General features: G+C 70.2%; 14 protein-coding genes and 1 pseudogene. 9 read left to right on the plus strand and 6 right to left on the minus strand.

What is annotated here, in order from left to right:
* The 5 genes from Mterra_RS22310 to Mterra_RS11335 all read left to right on the plus strand — a co-directional run.
* Window positions 1–2,236, plus strand: a 2,236-nt coding sequence (locus Mterra_RS22310; protein ID WP_119315288.1) for a C1 family peptidase, incomplete at its 5' end; no start/stop codon positions are given.
* 77 nt (window positions 2,237–2,313) lie between these two features.
* On the plus strand, window positions 2,314–2,970 hold the full coding sequence (locus Mterra_RS11320) for a hypothetical protein (RefSeq protein ID WP_119315289.1): 657 nt from the start codon (window positions 2,314–2,316) through the stop codon (window positions 2,968–2,970).
* Between the two features lie 32 nt (window positions 2,971–3,002).
* Window positions 3,003–4,613: a M12 family metallopeptidase gene (locus Mterra_RS11325; RefSeq protein WP_119315290.1), complete on the plus strand. Its 1,611-nt coding sequence runs from the start codon at window positions 3,003–3,005 to the stop codon at window positions 4,611–4,613.
* A gap of 214 nt (window positions 4,614–4,827) precedes the next feature.
* On the plus strand, window positions 4,828–6,717 hold the full coding sequence (speA, locus tag Mterra_RS11330; RefSeq protein WP_119315291.1) for a biosynthetic arginine decarboxylase: 1,890 nt from the start codon (window positions 4,828–4,830) through the stop codon (window positions 6,715–6,717).
* Between the two features lie 352 nt (window positions 6,718–7,069).
* Entirely contained in the window at window positions 7,070–8,113 is a 1,044-nt protein-coding gene (locus Mterra_RS11335) for a GGDEF domain-containing protein (protein ID WP_119315292.1), read from the plus strand.
* Between the two features lie 31 nt (window positions 8,114–8,144).
* On the opposite strand, the gene Mterra_RS11340 is transcribed toward Mterra_RS11335, so the two are convergent.
* Both Mterra_RS11340 and Mterra_RS11345 read right to left on the minus strand, forming a co-directional pair.
* Window positions 8,145–8,477: a hypothetical protein gene (locus Mterra_RS11340; RefSeq protein WP_147372713.1), complete on the minus strand. Its 333-nt coding sequence runs from the start codon at window positions 8,475–8,477 to the stop codon at window positions 8,145–8,147.
* A gap of 46 nt (window positions 8,478–8,523) precedes the next feature.
* Window positions 8,524–9,138 carry an SCO family protein gene (locus Mterra_RS11345; protein ID WP_119315294.1) on the minus strand — a complete coding sequence of 205 codons (615 nt, stop codon included), beginning with the start codon at window positions 9,136–9,138 and terminating at the stop codon, window positions 8,524–8,526.
* Window positions 9,139–9,395: 257 nt separating this feature from the next.
* Between Mterra_RS11345 and Mterra_RS11350 the strand changes: the two genes are divergently transcribed.
* The 3 genes from Mterra_RS11350 to Mterra_RS11360 are packed head-to-tail and all read left to right on the plus strand — an operon-like array spanning window position 9,396 to window position 12,153.
* A complete protein-coding gene (locus tag Mterra_RS11350) occupies window positions 9,396–9,818 on the plus strand; it encodes a hypothetical protein (RefSeq protein WP_147372715.1) in 423 nt (140 codons plus the stop codon).
* 48 nt (window positions 9,819–9,866) lie between these two features.
* Complete coding sequence (locus Mterra_RS11355) at window positions 9,867–11,957, plus strand: S8 family peptidase (RefSeq protein WP_119315296.1); 2,091 nt, start codon at window positions 9,867–9,869, stop codon at window positions 11,955–11,957.
* A 7-nt stretch (window positions 11,958–11,964) separates the two neighbouring features.
* Window positions 11,965–12,153, plus strand: a complete 189-nt coding sequence (locus Mterra_RS11360) for a hypothetical protein (RefSeq protein ID WP_119315297.1) — start codon at window positions 11,965–11,967, stop codon at window positions 12,151–12,153.
* A gap of 177 nt (window positions 12,154–12,330) precedes the next feature.
* On the opposite strand, the gene Mterra_RS11365 is transcribed toward Mterra_RS11360, so the two are convergent.
* From Mterra_RS11365 to Mterra_RS11375, 3 genes are read right to left on the minus strand one after another with little or no spacing between them, the layout of a single operon-like run.
* Complete coding sequence (locus Mterra_RS11365; RefSeq protein ID WP_245971605.1) at window positions 12,331–12,864, minus strand: Uma2 family endonuclease; 534 nt, start codon at window positions 12,862–12,864, stop codon at window positions 12,331–12,333.
* 36 nt (window positions 12,865–12,900) lie between these two features.
* Complete coding sequence (locus tag Mterra_RS11370) at window positions 12,901–14,943, minus strand: molybdopterin-containing oxidoreductase family protein (protein ID WP_119315299.1); 2,043 nt, start codon at window positions 14,941–14,943, stop codon at window positions 12,901–12,903.
* 46 nt (window positions 14,944–14,989) lie between these two features.
* Window positions 14,990–15,445 carry a GNAT family N-acetyltransferase gene (locus Mterra_RS11375; RefSeq protein WP_119315300.1) on the minus strand — a complete coding sequence of 152 codons (456 nt, stop codon included), beginning with the start codon at window positions 15,443–15,445 and terminating at the stop codon, window positions 14,990–14,992.
* Window positions 15,446–15,470: 25 nt separating this feature from the next.
* Here Mterra_RS11375 and Mterra_RS11380 point away from each other — a divergent pair, with 25 nt between their 5' ends.
* Window positions 15,471–15,728: a hypothetical protein gene (locus Mterra_RS11380; protein WP_119315301.1), complete on the plus strand. Its 258-nt coding sequence runs from the start codon at window positions 15,471–15,473 to the stop codon at window positions 15,726–15,728.
* Window positions 15,729–15,735: 7 nt separating this feature from the next.
* Here the strand turns inward: Mterra_RS11380 and Mterra_RS11385 are convergent.
* Window positions 15,736–15,923 (minus strand): annotated as a pseudogene (locus Mterra_RS11385) (MFS transporter); the annotation flags it as partial.

The raw sequence follows: 15,923 nt of genomic DNA on the forward strand, positions 1-15,923 counted from the left end.
GGGCGGGGGCGGGGTGGGGTGGGGCCTCGAGCACCTCAAGACCTACCGCCTCACGGAGGAGGGCCTGCTGCCCTACGTCGGCGACGGCAGCTACGAGAACACCGAGGAGAGCGGGGACGACCCCTACGCCAAGTGGTACGAGGGCACCTACGCCCAGCGCTACTTCGGCGACTTCAACTTGAGCGACCGCCCCACCGAGTACCGCTTCCCCGACCGCCGCAGCCTCGCCAGCCTGCCCCAGGCCGCGCTCGACCGCGCGGTCTACGGCCCGGTGCGCGTGCAGTACGCCACCGCCGCCGAGCTGCGGACGGTGGACTGGTTCAGGGCCCAGCTCGCCGCCGGGCGGGAGGTGGCCTTCGCCGTGGACCTCAAGGCCGCCGCCGGCCCCGGCGAGGTCACGATGCGCGAGGGGGTCTGGCTGCCGGGCACGGCCCCCTGGGGGGGTCACGCCATGCTGATGGTGGGCTACGACGACGCGCGCCAGGCCTTCATCGTCAAGAACTCCTGGGGCCGCGACGGCGCGGGCCGGGGCCAGCCTGCCGGGGCCGACCGCGACGCCGACGGCTTCGTGGAGATGGGCTACGCGTGGGTGACCCGTGGCCTGGTCTACGAGGGGGCGGTGCTGCTGGAGGCCCGCGCCCCCGAGACCTTCGCCCAGCCCAGCCCCGCCGCCTTCCTGGGCCGCTGGAAGATGGACCACGACGGCTGGAGGGGCACCTTCGACCTCTACCACCTGCCCGGCACCATCGCCCGCCGCTGGCTCGAGGGCCGCGCCGACCTGCGCCTGGGCACCTACTACGGCCCCGACGGCGTGGCCCGCCGGGTCAACGGCGTGGTCGCGGGCAACCGCCTCGACTTCTGGCTCGACTGGGACGCCCCCGACCGCGCGGTCAACGAGCTCGCCGGGATGCACTTCACCGGCTACCTGCTCCCCGGCGGCCGCACCCTGGCCGGCACCCTGCGCGACAACCGCGACGGCCGGACCTACGGCTTCTACCTCACCAAGGAAGACCCCTTCCGCGGCAACGGCGTGGCCGGGGCGGTGGCCCTCGCCTCCCACAAGGGCCGCTGGGTCGTCAACGACAACGGCGCGTTGGGGCGGCTGGACGTGAGCGACGTGATCCCCGGCAGCGGCGAGCTGCGGGCCACCTACGCCGTGGGGGGCGGCGAGTACCCCGCCACGGGCAACGTGGACCCCGCCAACCCCCGCCGCGTGAGCTTCCGGGTGCCCCTGCCCGGCGGCGAGCGGCGCTTCGAGGGCTACATGTTCAGCTGGGAGACCGGGCTGATCGCGGGCACCGTGGGCGGCAACGCCGGCTTCTACGCCTACCGCGAGGGCAAGATCCCCCTCAGCCTCACCATCACCTCCCCCCGCGAGGGCGGCAGCTACCCCTGGCGCCAGACCCTGGCCTTCAGCGCCCTGGTCGAACACGCCGAGGGCGGCGTGAGCGTGCGCTGGAGCAGCGACCGCGACGGCGAGCTGGGCAGCGGGGCCGAGCTGCGCCTGTCCACCCTCTCGCTGGGCGCCCACCGCGTCACCGCCACCGCCACGGCGGGCGGCGAGACGGTGCGCCAGAGCCTCAACCTCACCGTCCGCAACGACAGGCCCACCCTGCGCATCCTCGAGCCCTCCGCCGCCCAGACCTACTGCGCCGGCCAGCCCATCGCCTTCCGCGCCGAGAGCTACGACCCCAACAACCCCCCCGACCACCGCCTGCCCGACGCCGCCGTCGCCTGGCGCAGCACCCCCGGCGGCCTCAGCGGCACCGGCCACGCCTTCAGCCAGGCCCTCCCCGCGGGCGGCTACACCGTGACCGTGCGCGGCAGTGACGAGCAGGGCGAGTACGGCGAGGCCAGCCTCAACCTGCGGGTCGAGGCGTGCGAGAACGCCAAGCCCACCGCCACCATCACCGCGCCCAAGGCCGACCTCGAGGTCTACGCCAACCAGTCCGACCAGCACGGCTGGTACTACGAGCTCGACCTGGCGGGCCTGGGCAGCGACCCCGAAGACGGCGCCCTCAGCGGCGGCAGCCTGAGGTGGACCACCGGCCTGGCCTCGGTGCAGCCGGGCGGCTCCGCCGAGCTCGGCAGCGGCGAGGGCGTGCGGGTCAAGCTTTACACCGGCTTCTGCGCCTCGCCCGCCCGCTACGAGCACCTCATCACCCTCACCGCGCGCGACAGCGCGGGCCAGATCGGCACCGACGTGGTGCGCGTGAGGGTCAAGCTGCTGTGCTGAAGCCCGAAACCGGGGGGTGAACCCACTCCCCGCGGGCGTGAAGCTAGAATCGGCATAACCGCTCCCAGGAGGTCGAAATGTCCAAGCTCAAGCTCGCAGCAGTGCTGGTTTTTGCCCTGGGTCTCGTCTGGGCCGCCACCAACTACCGCTTGGTGATCAACGGCAAGCCTGCCAGCACCCCCGCCATCGTGGTGGGCGGCAAGACCTACGTCCCGCTCGAGGCCCTCAAGGCCGCCGGGGTGGGCGTGAGCGTCTCGGGTTCCACCCTCAGCCTCACCCTGCCGGGCGCCCGGCAGGGGCAGGGCGGGGCCAACCAGGTCGCGGCGCTGGAGGGCTGCGTGAACGAGTGGCTCTTCAACGGCATCTGGCGCTTCCGGGTGCTCTCGCTCGAGCCCCTGCCCGCCGGGGGGCGCGGGGGCTGGAGGGCTAAGGTCGAGCTGCGCAACGGCACCACCGCCAACGGCGCGGCCCTGGCCGGCACGGGCTGGCAGGGCCTGATGCTGGTGCTCGACGACGGCAACACGCTGGAGTCGCAGTACGTCGAGATGCGCGACAAGCCCTTCGCCCAGGGCACCGGCCTGGTGCAGGAGGCGGTGTTCTACTCCGACGACACCGCCAAGACCCCCACCAAGCTGTTGCTGCTGCTCGACCCCAAGAAGATGAACACCTCGCTCAAGATCCGTTACAGCGTCGCCGACCCCAGCTTCCGGGTGAGGCTGGACTGCCGCAAGTGAGGCTTCGCCGGCGCACCGATCAGGAGGCCGACATGTGGCGTAACGTCTTCGTGACAGCAGGACTGGCCCTCTTCCTCGCGGCCTGCAACCCGCCCAAGGAAACCCCGACCTACACCGCCGGCTCCCACCCCGGCTACGCCCCGGGCCGCAAGGGCGAGGTCAAGACCGTCACCATCGGCGGCAAGCCCTTCACCTACGAGGTGATCGACGGCCTGGCGATCTACCAGGGCGACATGATCCTGGGGAGTGAGGCCCAGCTGATGCGGATGGCGGCTCGAGCCGCCGAGCCCGGGGTCGGGCCCCAGGGCGTGGGCTGCTCGGAGGGGTTCGGGGGCGACTTCGGCTGGAGCTGCACCCGCTGGCCGGGCGGGCGGGTTCCCTACGTCTTCGCCAACGACTGGGGCAGCGAGGCCAACAACACCGCCATGCGCGCGCGCATCGCGCAGGCCATCGCGCACTGGGAGGAGCACACCAACCTCGACTTCTACCACGACGCCGGCGGGCCCAACAAGCTGATCTTCAGGAACTCCGAGGGGTGCTCCTCCTTCGTCGGGCGGCGGGACGACCTCGTGGACGACCCCCAGAACGTCAACCTGAACATGGGCTGCGACCTCTCGGCCGTGATCCACGAGATCGGGCACGCGGTGGGCTTATACCACGAGCACTCGAGGGAAGACCGCGACGGCTTCGTGCAGGTGCTGTGGGGCAACATCGAAGGCGGCAAGGAGCACAACTTCAACCGCCACGTCGATGACGGCTTCGACGTCGGGCCCTACGACTTCGAGTCGATCATGCACTATAGCTGCTCCGCCTTCAGCCGCAACGGCATGCCCACCCTGCAGATCCTGGCCCCGGGCGTCACCTGCGCCGACGTCGGCGACAACGCGGTGCTCTCCGAGGGGGACATCCTCTCGGCCTACCGGATGTACCCGCCCAGCTTTGGCATCGGCGGGGTGGCCGAGGGGCAGAGCTTCGAGCGCAACGGCACCCTCAACCCCACCCTCAGCGTCCTCGAGCCCGCCAACGGGTCCACCGTCTGCGTCAACCAGAGCGTGACCTTCCGCGCCAGCGCGGGCGACGTGGACAGCCCGGGCTTCACCCTGCCCGACAGCGCCGTGAGCTGGCGCGTCGGCGCGGGCGCGCCCTTCGCCACCGGCAAGGAGGTCAGCCGCAGCTTCAGCCCCGCCGGCAGCTACACCGTCACCGCCACCGCCGCCGACGCCGACGGGGGCGTCGCCAGCGCCTCGGTGAACCTCACGGTGGTCAATTGCACCAACAACCCGCCCACCGCCACCATCACCAGCCCCGCCACCGACCTCGACGTGACCCCCACCACCTCCGACGCCAACGGCTACTACCACCTGCTCACCCTCCAGGGCAGCGCCACCGACCCCGAAGACGGCACCCTGAGCGGCGCCTCCCTCGTCTGGACCACCAACCGCGCCGACGTCCAGCCCGGCGGCCCCTCGACGGGCAGCCAGACCCTGGGCACGGGCGCTTCGGTCGCCAACGTCCGGCTCTACACCACCTGCGCCTCGCCCCACTTCGGCACCGTGGACCACCTCGTCACCCTCACCGCCACCGACAGCGCAGGCAACGCCGCCACCCGGACCCGGCTGGTGCGGGTCAAGACCCTCTGCTGAGCCCGGCCCCCCGGGCCCTCGAGCCCCCTCGAGGGCCCGGCTTTGCCGGCCAAGCCGGCCGTCGCGCGCTCCCCCGGACGGCGGTCGCTGGCGCGGGCCGTGTGCACGGCGCCCTAGTATCTGGGGGGGCTTGGCCTTACACTTTTTCCTGTGCTAGGACGCGGAGCGGCGTCAAACCGTGCCCACGAGCCAGCGCAGGAGGCTAGGAGCGCCGTTGGAGAAACTCAAACGCTACACCGCCAAGGATGCTGAAGAAACCTACCTGGTGCCCCATTGGGCCGCCGGGTTTTTTCGTGTGGGCGAGGACGGGCACCTCGAGGTGACGCCGGAGGGCCCGGGCGGGCCCAGCGCCTCGCTGTACGAGATCGTCACCGACCTGCGCGACGAGGGCCGCCCCCTGCCGGTGATGCTGCGCTTCCCGCAGATCCTCGAAGCGCGGGTGGTCGAGCTCAACGAGGCCTTCCGCCGCGCCATCCATAAATACAGCTACAAGGCCAGCTACCAGGGCCTGTTCCCGGTGAAGGTCAACCAGCGGCGCATGGTGGTCGAGACCATCTCCAAGGCCGGCAAGCCCTACGCCCACGGCCTCGAGGCCGGCTCCAAGGCCGAGCTCGCGCTGATCCTGGCCCAGGACCTGCACAAGGACGCGCTCATCGCCTGCAACGGCTTCAAGGACGACGACTTCATCCGCCTGGCGCTGATGGGCCGCAAGCTCGGCCGCAACGTCGTCATCACGCTCGAGAAGTTCGCTGAGCTCGGCCGGGTCATGCGCATCGCCAAGCAGCTCGACGTCGAGCCGCAGATCGGCATCCGCTACAAGCTCAAGACCAAGGGCAGCGGGCAGTGGGAGGATTCGGGGGGCGAGTCGGCGAAGTTCGGCCTGACCACCCCCGAGATCATGAAGGTCATCGACATGCTGGCCGAGGCGGGGATGCTGGGCACCATCGCCATGCTGCACTCGCACATCGGCTCGCAGGTCACCGACATCCGCCGCATCAAGCAGGCCGTGCGCGAGATCGCCCAGACCTACGTGCAGCTGCGCAAGCTGGGCGCCCCGGTGCGCTACCTCAACCTCGGCGGCGGCCTGGCCGTGGACTACGACGGCTCCAAGACCGCCTTCTACGCCTCGGCCAACTACTCCCTCAGCGAGTACGCCGAGGACCTGGTCTACGTCACCAAGGAGATCTGCGACGGCCACGGCGAGCCCCACCCCACCCTCGTCACCGAGAGCGGGCGGGCCATCACCGCCTACCACAGCGTGCTGGTGCTCGAGGTCGTTGACACCATCCGCCCTCCGGGGGAGGAGAAGGTCGAGGAGCCCAAGGACGTCCACCCGGTGGTCAAGGACATGTTCGACCTCGCCCGCAGCATCTCGGCCAAGAACTACCGCGAGGTCTACCACGACGCCTTCTCCAACAAGGACACCCTGCAAAACCTCTACGACCTGGGCCTCATCTCCCTGCGCGACCGCGCCCTGGCCGAGAGCCTCTTCTACCAGATCGCCCGCAAGACGCTCAAATTCGCCCTCGAGCTCGACTACCCCGCCGACGAGCTCGAGGACCTGCAGAAGATGCTCGCCGACAAGCTGGTGTGCAACTTCTCGCTCTTCCAAAGCCTCCCCGACTCCTGGGCCATCAAGCAGCTTTTCCCCATCGTCCCGCTCTCGCGCCTCGACGAGCGCCCCACCCGCGAGGCCACCCTCGTCGATATCACCTGCGACTCCGACGGCAAGTTCGACCGCTTCATCGACCTGCACGACGTGCGCGACACCCTGCCGGTGCACGAGATCCGGCCCGGCGAGGCCTACTACCTGGGGGTCTTCCTCACCGGGGCCTACCAGGACGTGCTGGCGATGAACCACAACCTCTTCGGCCGCATCGGCGAGGCCCACGTCACCGTGGACGCCGAGGGCTACGAGATCGAGCGCTTCGTCTCGGGCGAGAAGGCGCGGCGGGTCATCGAGAAGATGGGCTACGAGGAAGGCGAGCTGGCCGAGGCCGTCGAGAAGCTGGTGCGCTCGTCCAAGCTCACCCCGGCCGAGAAGGGCGCGTTCATGGAGCAGTACGCGCGCGAGCTGGTGGGGTATACGTACCTCGAGGACTGAGCAGGGGTGGCAGTCGTACGCCGAGCGCAAAACGCAAGACGCGAGACGCCGGTCGTGCGTCGTACGTCCTACGTCGTACGCCGAACGCAAGACGCAAAACGCAAGACGCAAGACGCCTTGTTCCCCCCTTAGCAAGGGGGGCTAGGGGGGATATTCCTTCCCCGCACGCGGGGAGGGATAGCCCTTCACCGCCGTGCGCGGCCGCCAGGACTACATTCCTTCCCCGCACGCGGGGAGGGATAACCACTAGCCACAAGCTGATCGCTGATCGCTGACCGCTGACGGCTGATCGCTTCCTGTCTCATGTTCCCTCGGTGTACCCGAGTCCGTAGTACCCTGAGACCAGAACCTTATGGCTTCGCCCGTCGATCCCGCGGCCTTCGAGGCTAGCCGGCGCCGTACCGGGCTCTTGTTGCTGCCTCTGGCCGCCATGGCGACTGCCGGCGCCTGGCTGCTGAGCTACGCCAACCACAGCCTCAACCCGGTGGACCGCTGGTTCTTGCCGCTGCTGTCGCTCGAGGCCCTCGCGCTGACCGCGCTGCTGTACTTCCGCCGCTTCAGCGTGCGCGAGGCGGAGGTGGGCGCATTGGGCGGGCTGGGGCTCTACCAGTTGCTGATGCTGCTGTACCTGGTCGTCAGCGGGGAGGTCTACCGCGACGGCTTCGGGGCCACCTCGCTGTGGTACCCGCTGATCTTCCCCCTAGCCTTCTTAGTCCTGCCCCGCGAGCAGGCGCTGCGCCTTTCGGTGGCCTACTACCTGCTGGGCCTGGTCATCGGGCTGGCGGGGATGGCCCTGGGCGCCGCCCCGACCCTGAAGGCGCTCAATTCCTTCGTGCAGTTCTACGTGGTGTGCGTGGCCTACTTGGTGTTGCTCGACATCTACGCCCGCGTGCGCGAGCAGTACTTCGTGATGCGGCACATGGCCCACACCGACCCCCTCACCGGCCTCGCCAACCGCCGCGCGGGGCGGGAGCGCCTCGAGCACGCCCTGGGCCGGGCGCAGCCGGGCCGGGTGGCGGTGCTGCTCGCCGACCTCGACCACTTCAAGGAGGTCAACGACCGCTACGGCCACCCCGTGGGCGACCAGGTGCTGCGCGAGGTGGCCTTCCGCCTCGACCAGGAGCTGCGCGAGGGCGACGTGCTGGTGCGCTGGGGCGGGGAGGAGTTCCTGATCCTGGCCCAGGGGACCGACCTCGAGCAGGCCCAGCACCTCGCCCAGCGCCTCGGCCGCGCCGTGCAGGACGAGCCGGTGGTGGGCACCATCGGCGTGAGCCTGAGCTTCGGCGTGGCGGTGTTCCGGCCCGGCGACAGCGCCGAGACCCTGGTCGAACGCGCCGACCGGGCCCTCTACCGCGCCAAGCACCTCGGCCGCCGGCGGGTGGAGCTGGAGGTCTAAGTTTCTCCCGGCAAACCCACGCCGGAGCTAGCTAACGCAGGCGCGGCTGCGGGCGCAGGTGCAGGTTGGGGAGGGGCAGCTCGCCGGCCGGGCGAATGACCTGCAGGTGGTAGTGCTTGTCCTGCGGCACCGGCAGTGCCCGGATCGCGTAGTCGCGCGAAGGGTCGGGGCTCCAGGTCCCGGTCTTGAACTTCGGCGATCCCTCGAGGGGTTGGCCCGTCAGCCCCAGGGCCGTGTACAAGGGCGGGGTGAACGGCAGCGGCTCCGTAGGACCCGGGCCCTGCGCAGGGGTGCCACCCCCGCCCAGGGCCACGCAGCCAAGCAGGATCAGCCCGACCGAGCGGCGCAGGCGCATGCTCATCACCTCGGAGCCATTCTAGCTCGAGGGCGGGGGCTTTGGGTTGATGGGCTCAGCTCCCCTTGAGCAGCCAGCGCACGTCCTGCACCACCTTGTCGGGGTCTTGCTGGATCTTGGACTGGCCGTAGATGAGGCGGAGCTGGCCCTTGGGGTCGATGAGGAAGACGCTGGCGGTGTGGTCAACGTTGTAGTCCTGGGCCGACTTGATCTGGGACTTCTGGTAGAAGACGCCGTAGTCCTTGGCGACCTGGGCGGTGGCCTCGGGGGTGCCGCTGAGGCCGACAAAGCTGGGGTCGAAGAAGCGCACGTACTTGCCCAGCGACTCGGGGGTGTCGCGCTCGGGGTCCACGCTGATGAGCAGCACCTGCACCCGGGCCTGCTCCTCGGGGGTGAGCTTGGCGTAGACCCGCTTGAGGTCTTGCATGGTGGTGGGGCAGACGTCGGGGCAGTTGACGAAGCCGAAGAAGATGAACACCGCCTTGCCCCTGAGGTCGGAGAGCTTGTAGCCGGGGTTGTCGGCGCTGGCGAGGGTGAATTCGGCGGCGGGGCGGGGGTTGAGCAGGGGCGTGCCGTAGGGCTGGTACCGGTTGAGCCGGGTGTAGGCGAGCACGGCCAGCAGGACGGGCAGGCCGATGAACAGCACGAGTCCGGCGATGCGTCGGGCCATAGTACTGACCAGGATAAAGCGTGTTCATGAGGATGAATGTCATGCGGGGGGGCGTGCGCGGCGTTGACCCGGAGCCTCACGTCCCCGTCGCCCGGCTCCGGCTCGCCCGCGCCCACGGCCCCGAGGGGGTCTCCGCCGAAGCCGCCCGCCGGCTGGCGTTAGCCGGCCGTCTAACGTTCGGCTAACGCCCCCTCGTCTACCCTCATCCTCGTTGCCTGACCGAGCGCACATCGGCAGCGCAAACGAGGAGATTGCAGATGAATACGAAACTGGCGTTCGCGGGTATTGCGGTTGCGGCGATGGCGGTGCTGGCCGGTTGCACGGGCGGCGTGGGCGGCGGCGGGATTTCGGGCAAGGTCAGCCGCGCAGGGGGCGGCTCGGCCGGCGGCGCCACGGTCGTCGCGTGCCTGGTTGACGACGACTGCGACACCTACAGCGAGGCCAAAGCGGGCAGCGACGGCAGCTACACCGTCGGCAAGCTCGGCGATGGCAAGGGCTACGTGGTGCTGGGCCTGCTCGACACCAACAAGGACGGCGAGGCCGACTACCTGGGCTGGTACGAGAGCGTCGAGGAAGACCCCACCGTGGTCAAGGCCCCCAAGAGCGGCGTGAACTTCCAGCTTTACGAGCTGGGCCAGGCCAAGCAGCAGCTCAAGGTGCTGCCCAAGTTCCTCAGGTAAGACCCTCGGGGGCTGCGGTCGCCGCGGCCCCTCTTCAAGGAGATCAGCATGCAGATGTACAAATGGATTGGAGCGGTGGCCGTGCTGGGGCTGCTGGCGGCGTGTAACCCCAACGGCGGGGGGGACCCCAACCCGCCGGAAAACCTCGAGATCAGCGGGCAGGTCGGCCTGGACACCAGGGCCCTCCGGCCCGAGTTCGGGGTCGGGGCCATGACCCAACTAGCCGCCCAGAGCGACTTCGTGCCCGGCGAACTGATCGTGAAGTTCCGGCCCGGCGCGGCGCTGCGCCCGGGGGCCACGCTGGCGGCGGACGGCTTCCAGCTCGGCCTGGTGCGCGACCTGGCGCTGGAGAACACCCAGCTCGTGCGGGCGGCGGTGCAGGACAAGCAGGCCACCCTCGAGCTGCTCCAGCGCCTCAAGGGCCGCAGCGACGTGGTCTACGCCCAGCTCAACTACGTCCGCCACGCCTTCAAGACCCCCAACGACGAGTTCTACTCCTACCAGTGGCACTACCCGGCCATGAACCTGCCCCAAGCCTGGGACCTCGAGACCGGCGCCAGCAACCCGGTGACGGTGGCGGTGATCGACACGGGCATCCTCTCGGGCCACCCCGACTTCCAGGGCAAGCTGCTGCCGGGCTACGACTTCATCTCCGACCCCGCCAACGCCAACGACGGCAACGGCCGCGACAACAACCCCGAAGACCCCGGCGACGAGCCCGGCGGCCAGGGCAGCTACCACGGCGCGCACGTCGCGGGCACCGTGGCCGCGGCCACCAACGAGGGCGTGGGGGGTGCCGGCGTGAGCTGGGGGGCCAAGATCGTGCCCGTGCGGGTGCTGGGCGTCCAGGGCGGCACCGACGCCGACATCCTCGACTCCGTGCTGTGGTCGGCGGGCATCAGCGTGTCGGGCGTGCCGGCCAACCCCAACCCCGCCCACGTCATCAACATGAGCCTCGGCGGCAGTGGCAAGTGCGCCGACGTCCCCGCCTGGCAGGACGCCTTCAACAAGGCGAGCGCCAAGGGCAGCATCATCGTGGTGGCCGCGGGCAACCAGAACTCCGACGCCAACGACTTCGTCCCCGCGAGCTGCACCGGCATCATCACCGTCGGGGCCACCGAGACGCGCAACTACCGCGCCCCCTACTCCAACTACGGCTCGCGCATCGACGTGATGGCCCCCGGCGGCGACACCAAGAACGACCGCAACGGCGACGGCTACGTCGATGGCGTGCTGAGCGCGGCCCGCAACGACCAGAGCGGCAACTACAACTGGGTCTTCTACCAGGGCACCTCCATGGCCTCGCCCCACGTGGCCGGCCTGGTCGCGCTGATGAAGAGCAAGAAGCCCAGCCTCACCTACCAGGAGGCCCTGTCCGTCCTCAAGCAGACCGCCCGCCCCCTCGACGCCACCGCCTGCCAGCGCGCCACCGGCGCCGACTGCGGCGCGGGGCTGGTGGACGCGGTGGCGGCCCTGCAGGCCCTGGGCGGCGGCAACCCCACCCCCGACTTCAGCCTCAGCGTGACCGCCCCCGACGTGCAGCTCGCCCCCGGCGGCAGCGCCTCGCTCACCGTCAACCTCAACCGCAGCGGCGGCTTCGCCAACTCGGTCACCTTCAGCCTCAGCGGCGCCCCCACCGGCCTGACCGGCAGCTTCAACCCCGGCAGCACCGCCGGCAACAGCACCACCCTCAACCTCAGCGCCTCCTCCAGCCTGGCCCCCGGCAGCTACACCCTCACCGTGCAGGGCTCGAGCGGCGGCCTGAGCCGCAACGCCACCGTCAACCTCGTCGTGGCCGCCCCGCCCAGCCTCAAGGGCACCCAGCTCGTCGCCTGCTACTACCTCGCCAGCGAGGACGCCTGCGACGAGGGCAAGAGCCAGGTGCTCACCCTCAGCAAGGACGCCTCGAGCGCGGCCTACAGGTTCAGCGAGCTCAAGGACGGCAAATACGTCGTCTACGGCTGGAAGGACACCAACAAGAACGGCAAGCTCGACGACGGCGACTACCTGGGCTTCTACACCGAAGACGGCGAGGTGGTCCTCGTGCGGCCCAGCGCCAGCGACATCGACTTCAGCCTCGGTCTCGTCAGCGGCGAGCGGGGCAGGGCGCTCGAGCGCGTCCGCTCCCTGATGCGCTAGGACGGCCATGGACCCTCAGCCCGCTCAGACTTACATCGTCCGCATCTGGTGGGAGCAGACCCAGGACGGGGAAGGTGGAGCCTGGCGGGCTTCCCTCACGGAAGTCCACAGCAAGGAGCGCCGCTACTTCAAGAGCCCCGACGAACTCCTGCATTACCTGTCCCAGCACCCCGGGCAAGCCCTGGGGCTGAGATAGACCGGCATCGCAAGCGGATATTCCCCCGGCTTTCGCGCCGGGGGCTTATTTTGTCTCGCCGCAGCCCGCGACCTGCCGGGGTGCGCCCGGCCGCCTCCCGGATGGAGAGGTGTTCGGGCATGGCCCAACCATGAGACCTGGGGCGCGCCCCAGGTCAAGCGGAGGATTCGGTCTGGTCTAGAGCAGGGTCACCGCGTCGCCGGGAAAGGCCAGAGGAGCCACGCTCGAGCCCTTCTGCACCACGAACTTGGTCAGGTATTCGTCGCCGTGAGGGTCGCGGTAGACCTCGGTGTAGCCTGCATTCAGGTTCACGATCCAGACCTCCCGAACGCCCACCCGCGCGTAGCGGCCCAGCTTCTTACCCCGGTCATGAGCCAGGGTTGTATCGGACCCCTCGATCACCAAATAAACACTCTCCGGACGAGGGTGGTGATTGCGATAGTCTTGTGCCGCATCCAGTAAGGCGAAATCGGGCTGCACAAGATCGGCCTGGTCGAGGAAAATCGGGTTTTGAACGCGTACCCTCGCCTTGCCTGAAAACTGCTTGACCAGAACCTCGGTCAGTCTGTCCACCACGTCGGCATGGTTCTCCCCAATTGGCATCTCGTAGACCTCGCCGTCGATGAGTTCGATGCGTTTTTCGGGGTTGAGTAGGCCAGCTTTATCCATAGCCAGTAGCTCATCCACTGTCCATTTCTTGAGCGTGACCATGGCTTCAGGATAGCGCATCCCGGCAAAGACTCGGCTTCAGTCGAGGCTTTCCAGCCGCACCGGGTTGGAGTGGAAGGTGCTCCCCGCGCCCAGGTCGGTGAGGTGCTCGCCGGTGAGCCAGTTCACGCCCTTGCCGTCGGGGGCGTAGCGCTCCCACCAGGTGCCCTCGAGCACCACCGTCCCCGGCATGGGGGCCTCGCTCACGCGGGCCTTGCGCACCACCGCGCCGTGGCGCGAGCGGATGCGCACCCGTCTCCCGTCCTGCACGCCGTGGGCGGCGGCGTCTTGGGGGTGCACCAGCAGCACCGGCTCGCCGCCCTCGCCCTGCACCAGCCGCTCGACGTGGCCGTAGGTGGAGTTGAGGAAGTGCTTGGCGGGCGGGGTCATGAGGATGAGGGGGAACTCCTCGTCGGGCTCGGTGAGGGTGACGGGCGGGGGCGGGTCGAAGCGGACCTTGCCGCTTTGGGTGTTGGCCCCGTCTTTGAAGGGCAAAAACTCGCGGGGGGTGTTCAGGCGCACGAAGCCCTCGGCCTTGAGGCGCTCGAGGCTGATCCCCTCGAGCCAGGGGTGGCCGCTGGAGAGCAGGCTTCGGGCTAAGTCCTCGGCGCTCCAGTAGAGGGTGGGCTCCTCCAGGCCCAGCCGCCGGGCGAGCTCGGCGAAGACCCAGGTGTTGGGGCGGGCCTCGCCCTGCGGGGGCATCGCCGGCTCGTTCCAGGAGAGGTAGAAGTGGCCGTAGGCGGTGTAGAGGTCGGGGTGCTCGAGGAAGGTGGTGGCGGGCAGCAGGTAGTCGGCGTAGCGGGCGGTCTCGGTGAGGGCCTGCTCGAGCACCACCGTGAAGAGGTCCTCCCGCGCCAGGCCCTGCTGCACCAGGGCGGTGCTGGGGGCCACCACCAGCGGGTTGGAGTTGAAGACGAACAGCGCCCGCACGGGCGGGTCGAGCCGGGTGAGCGCGCTGCCGAGCTGGCTCATGTTGACGTGGCGGGCGGCGGGGTTGGGGCGGAAGTAGCCCTTAGGCTCGTGCCCCCCGCGCAGCAGGTGGGCCCCGCCCAGGTAGGTGCGCTCGAGCCGGAAGGCCCCCGAGGCCGAGAGCAGGGCGCCGCCGCCGGGGTACTGCCAGGCCCCGATGAGGGCGGGCAGCAGCAGCACCGCCCGCTGAGCGCTGGCCCCGCCCGGGTGGCGGGTCATGCCGTAGCTGGTGCGGATGAAGCTGGCCTTAGCGCGGGCGAACTCCAGCGCCAGCCGCTCGATGGTGGCCGCCGGGACGCCGGTGACGGCCTCGGCCCGCTCGGGGGTCCAGGCCTCGGCCGCGGCGCGGTACTCCGCGAAGCCCTGGGCGGCGCGCCCCAAGTAGGCCGCGTCGTGCAGCCCCTCGCGCAGGATCACGTGGGCCAGGGCATAAGCCAGCGCCGCGTCGCTGCCGGGGCGCAGCTTGACGTGCTCGTCGGCGAAGCGGGAGGTGAGGTTGGCGTAGGGGTCTACGTGGACGATCCTCGCCCCGTTGTGGCGGGCCTCCTTGAGCAGGGGCGTGAGGTGGGTGTTGGTGTGCAGGCTGTTGATGCCCCACAGGAAGATGAAGCGGGCCTTGGGCACGTCCTCGGGGTCGATGCCGTAGCGCGGCGCGCCGTAGGTGGCCTCCCAGGCCGCGCTCCCCGCCGTGGCGCAGATGGTGGTGTCGAGGGCGCTGGCCCCGATGGCGCGGAAGAAGGCCAGGGGGTGCTCGTACTGGTGCAGCCCCATGGTGCCGGCGTAGTGGTAGGGCAGCACCGCCTGGGGGCCGTGCCGGTCGATGACCTCGCGCAGCCGCTCGGCGATGGCGTCGAGGGCCTCCTCCCAGCTCACCCGCTCGAAGCTTCCCGAGCCCTTGGGCCCGGCTCGGCGCATGGGGTAGAGGGGGCGCTCGGGGTGGTGGTGGCGCTCGGGGTAGCGGTAGGTCTTGACGCAGGCGAAGCCGCGGGTGAAGGGGTGGGCGGGGTCGCCCTCGACCTTCAGCAGCCGGTTGGCGCCGTCGTCGATGGTGAGGACCAGCGAGCAGGCGTCGGGGCAGTCCAGGGGGCAGGTGGCTCGAGCCGTGCGGGTCATGCCCCCCATCGTACCGCGCCGGGGGCGCGGCTTTGTCACCTGGCTCCTACGGGCCGGGGCGGGCGTAGCCCAGGGCCAGGAAGCCGTTCTCGTCGGGCTCGGGGCTGTGGGGGGCGAAGCCCAGGGCCTGCAGCGAGCGCAGGCTGGGGAGGTTGTCGGGCTCCACCGAGGCCACGAAGCGCCGGTAGGGGGCGAGGCTGGGGTGCTCGAGCATGGCCCGCACGATGCGCTTGCCGTAGCCTTGCCCGCGCAGGTCGGGGCGCACCGCGAAGGCGAAGTGGAAGGCGGCGGGGTCGTGCTCGTCGGGCTCGCCCTGCACGTAGCCCACGGCCTCGCCCCCCTCCCACGCCAGCCACAGCTCGACGCCCGGGGTGCCGTGCTGCAGCAGCCACCACGCCGCGTCCGGGGGCGAGAGCCGGCGCGCGAGCTCGGGGTCTTCGAACCAAGACTCGATCAGTCGTCGCCCTGCTTCGTCAACGGGGGTTAGCCGCAACGGTTCCACGCGGGCTTAAGCATACGATGAAGTCATGGACACTCCCCGGGCGTACCTCGTGCTCGCCAACCTGCTGATCTGGCTGCCCCCGCTGGTGAGCGCCCTCGGCCCCGGCTCGGCCTTCGTGGCCGCTCTGGCGCTGGGCTGCATCATGGTCTCGCTGGTGGCGCTGTGGGTGGGCGTCGTCGGCAGCATCCGGCAGGGCCGTTCGGCCGCCAACCTGCCGCTGATGGCGGTCTACGGGGTCGGGGCCGTGGTGAGCCTGTTCCTGGCCCGCAGCCTCAGCCCGTAGGCCTGGCCTAGTCCCGCACGGCCCGCCCGGCCAGGGCTGCCGCCGAGGCGGTCACCAACCCGGCTAGCCCCAGGCCCCAAGCCACGCCCAGGTGCAGGAAGGGGGGGTACGCCAGGCCCGCCGCCGTCCCGCCCAGGTAGAACGCGGCCACGTAGGTGCCGCTCACCCCGCTCCCCCGCCGCCCCGAGACGGCCC

The sequence above is a fragment of the Calidithermus terrae genome (assembly GCF_003574345.1).
Classification (GTDB): Bacteria; Deinococcota; Deinococci; order Deinococcales; family Thermaceae; genus Calidithermus; species Calidithermus chliarophilus.

What these genes read in the sequence shown, in the direction of transcription:
- Mterra_RS11320 (WP_119315289.1), top strand. Translation starts at nt 2,314, where the DNA reads ATGTCCAAGCTCAAGCTCGCAGCAGTGCTGGTTTTTGCCCTGGGTCTC.
- Mterra_RS11325 (WP_119315290.1), top strand. Translation starts at nt 3,003, where the DNA reads ATGTGGCGTAACGTCTTCGTGACAGCAGGACTGGCCCTCTTCCTCGCG.
- Mterra_RS11335 (WP_119315292.1), top strand. Translation starts at nt 7,070, where the DNA reads ATGGCTTCGCCCGTCGATCCCGCGGCCTTCGAGGCTAGCCGGCGCCGT.
- Mterra_RS11345 (WP_119315294.1), bottom strand. Translation starts at nt 9,138, where the DNA reads ATGGCCCGACGCATCGCCGGACTCGTGCTGTTCATCGGCCTGCCCGTC.
- Mterra_RS11350 (WP_147372715.1), top strand. Translation starts at nt 9,396, where the DNA reads ATGAATACGAAACTGGCGTTCGCGGGTATTGCGGTTGCGGCGATGGCG.
- Mterra_RS11355 (WP_119315296.1), top strand. Translation starts at nt 9,867, where the DNA reads ATGCAGATGTACAAATGGATTGGAGCGGTGGCCGTGCTGGGGCTGCTG.
- Mterra_RS11360 (WP_119315297.1), top strand. Translation starts at nt 11,965, where the DNA reads ATGGACCCTCAGCCCGCTCAGACTTACATCGTCCGCATCTGGTGGGAG.
- Mterra_RS11365 (WP_245971605.1), bottom strand. Translation starts at nt 12,864, where the DNA reads ATGGTCACGCTCAAGAAATGGACAGTGGATGAGCTACTGGCTATGGAT.
- Mterra_RS11370 (WP_119315299.1), bottom strand. Translation starts at nt 14,943, where the DNA reads ATGACCCGCACGGCTCGAGCCACCTGCCCCCTGGACTGCCCCGACGCC.
- Mterra_RS11380 (WP_119315301.1), top strand. Translation starts at nt 15,471, where the DNA reads ATGGACACTCCCCGGGCGTACCTCGTGCTCGCCAACCTGCTGATCTGG.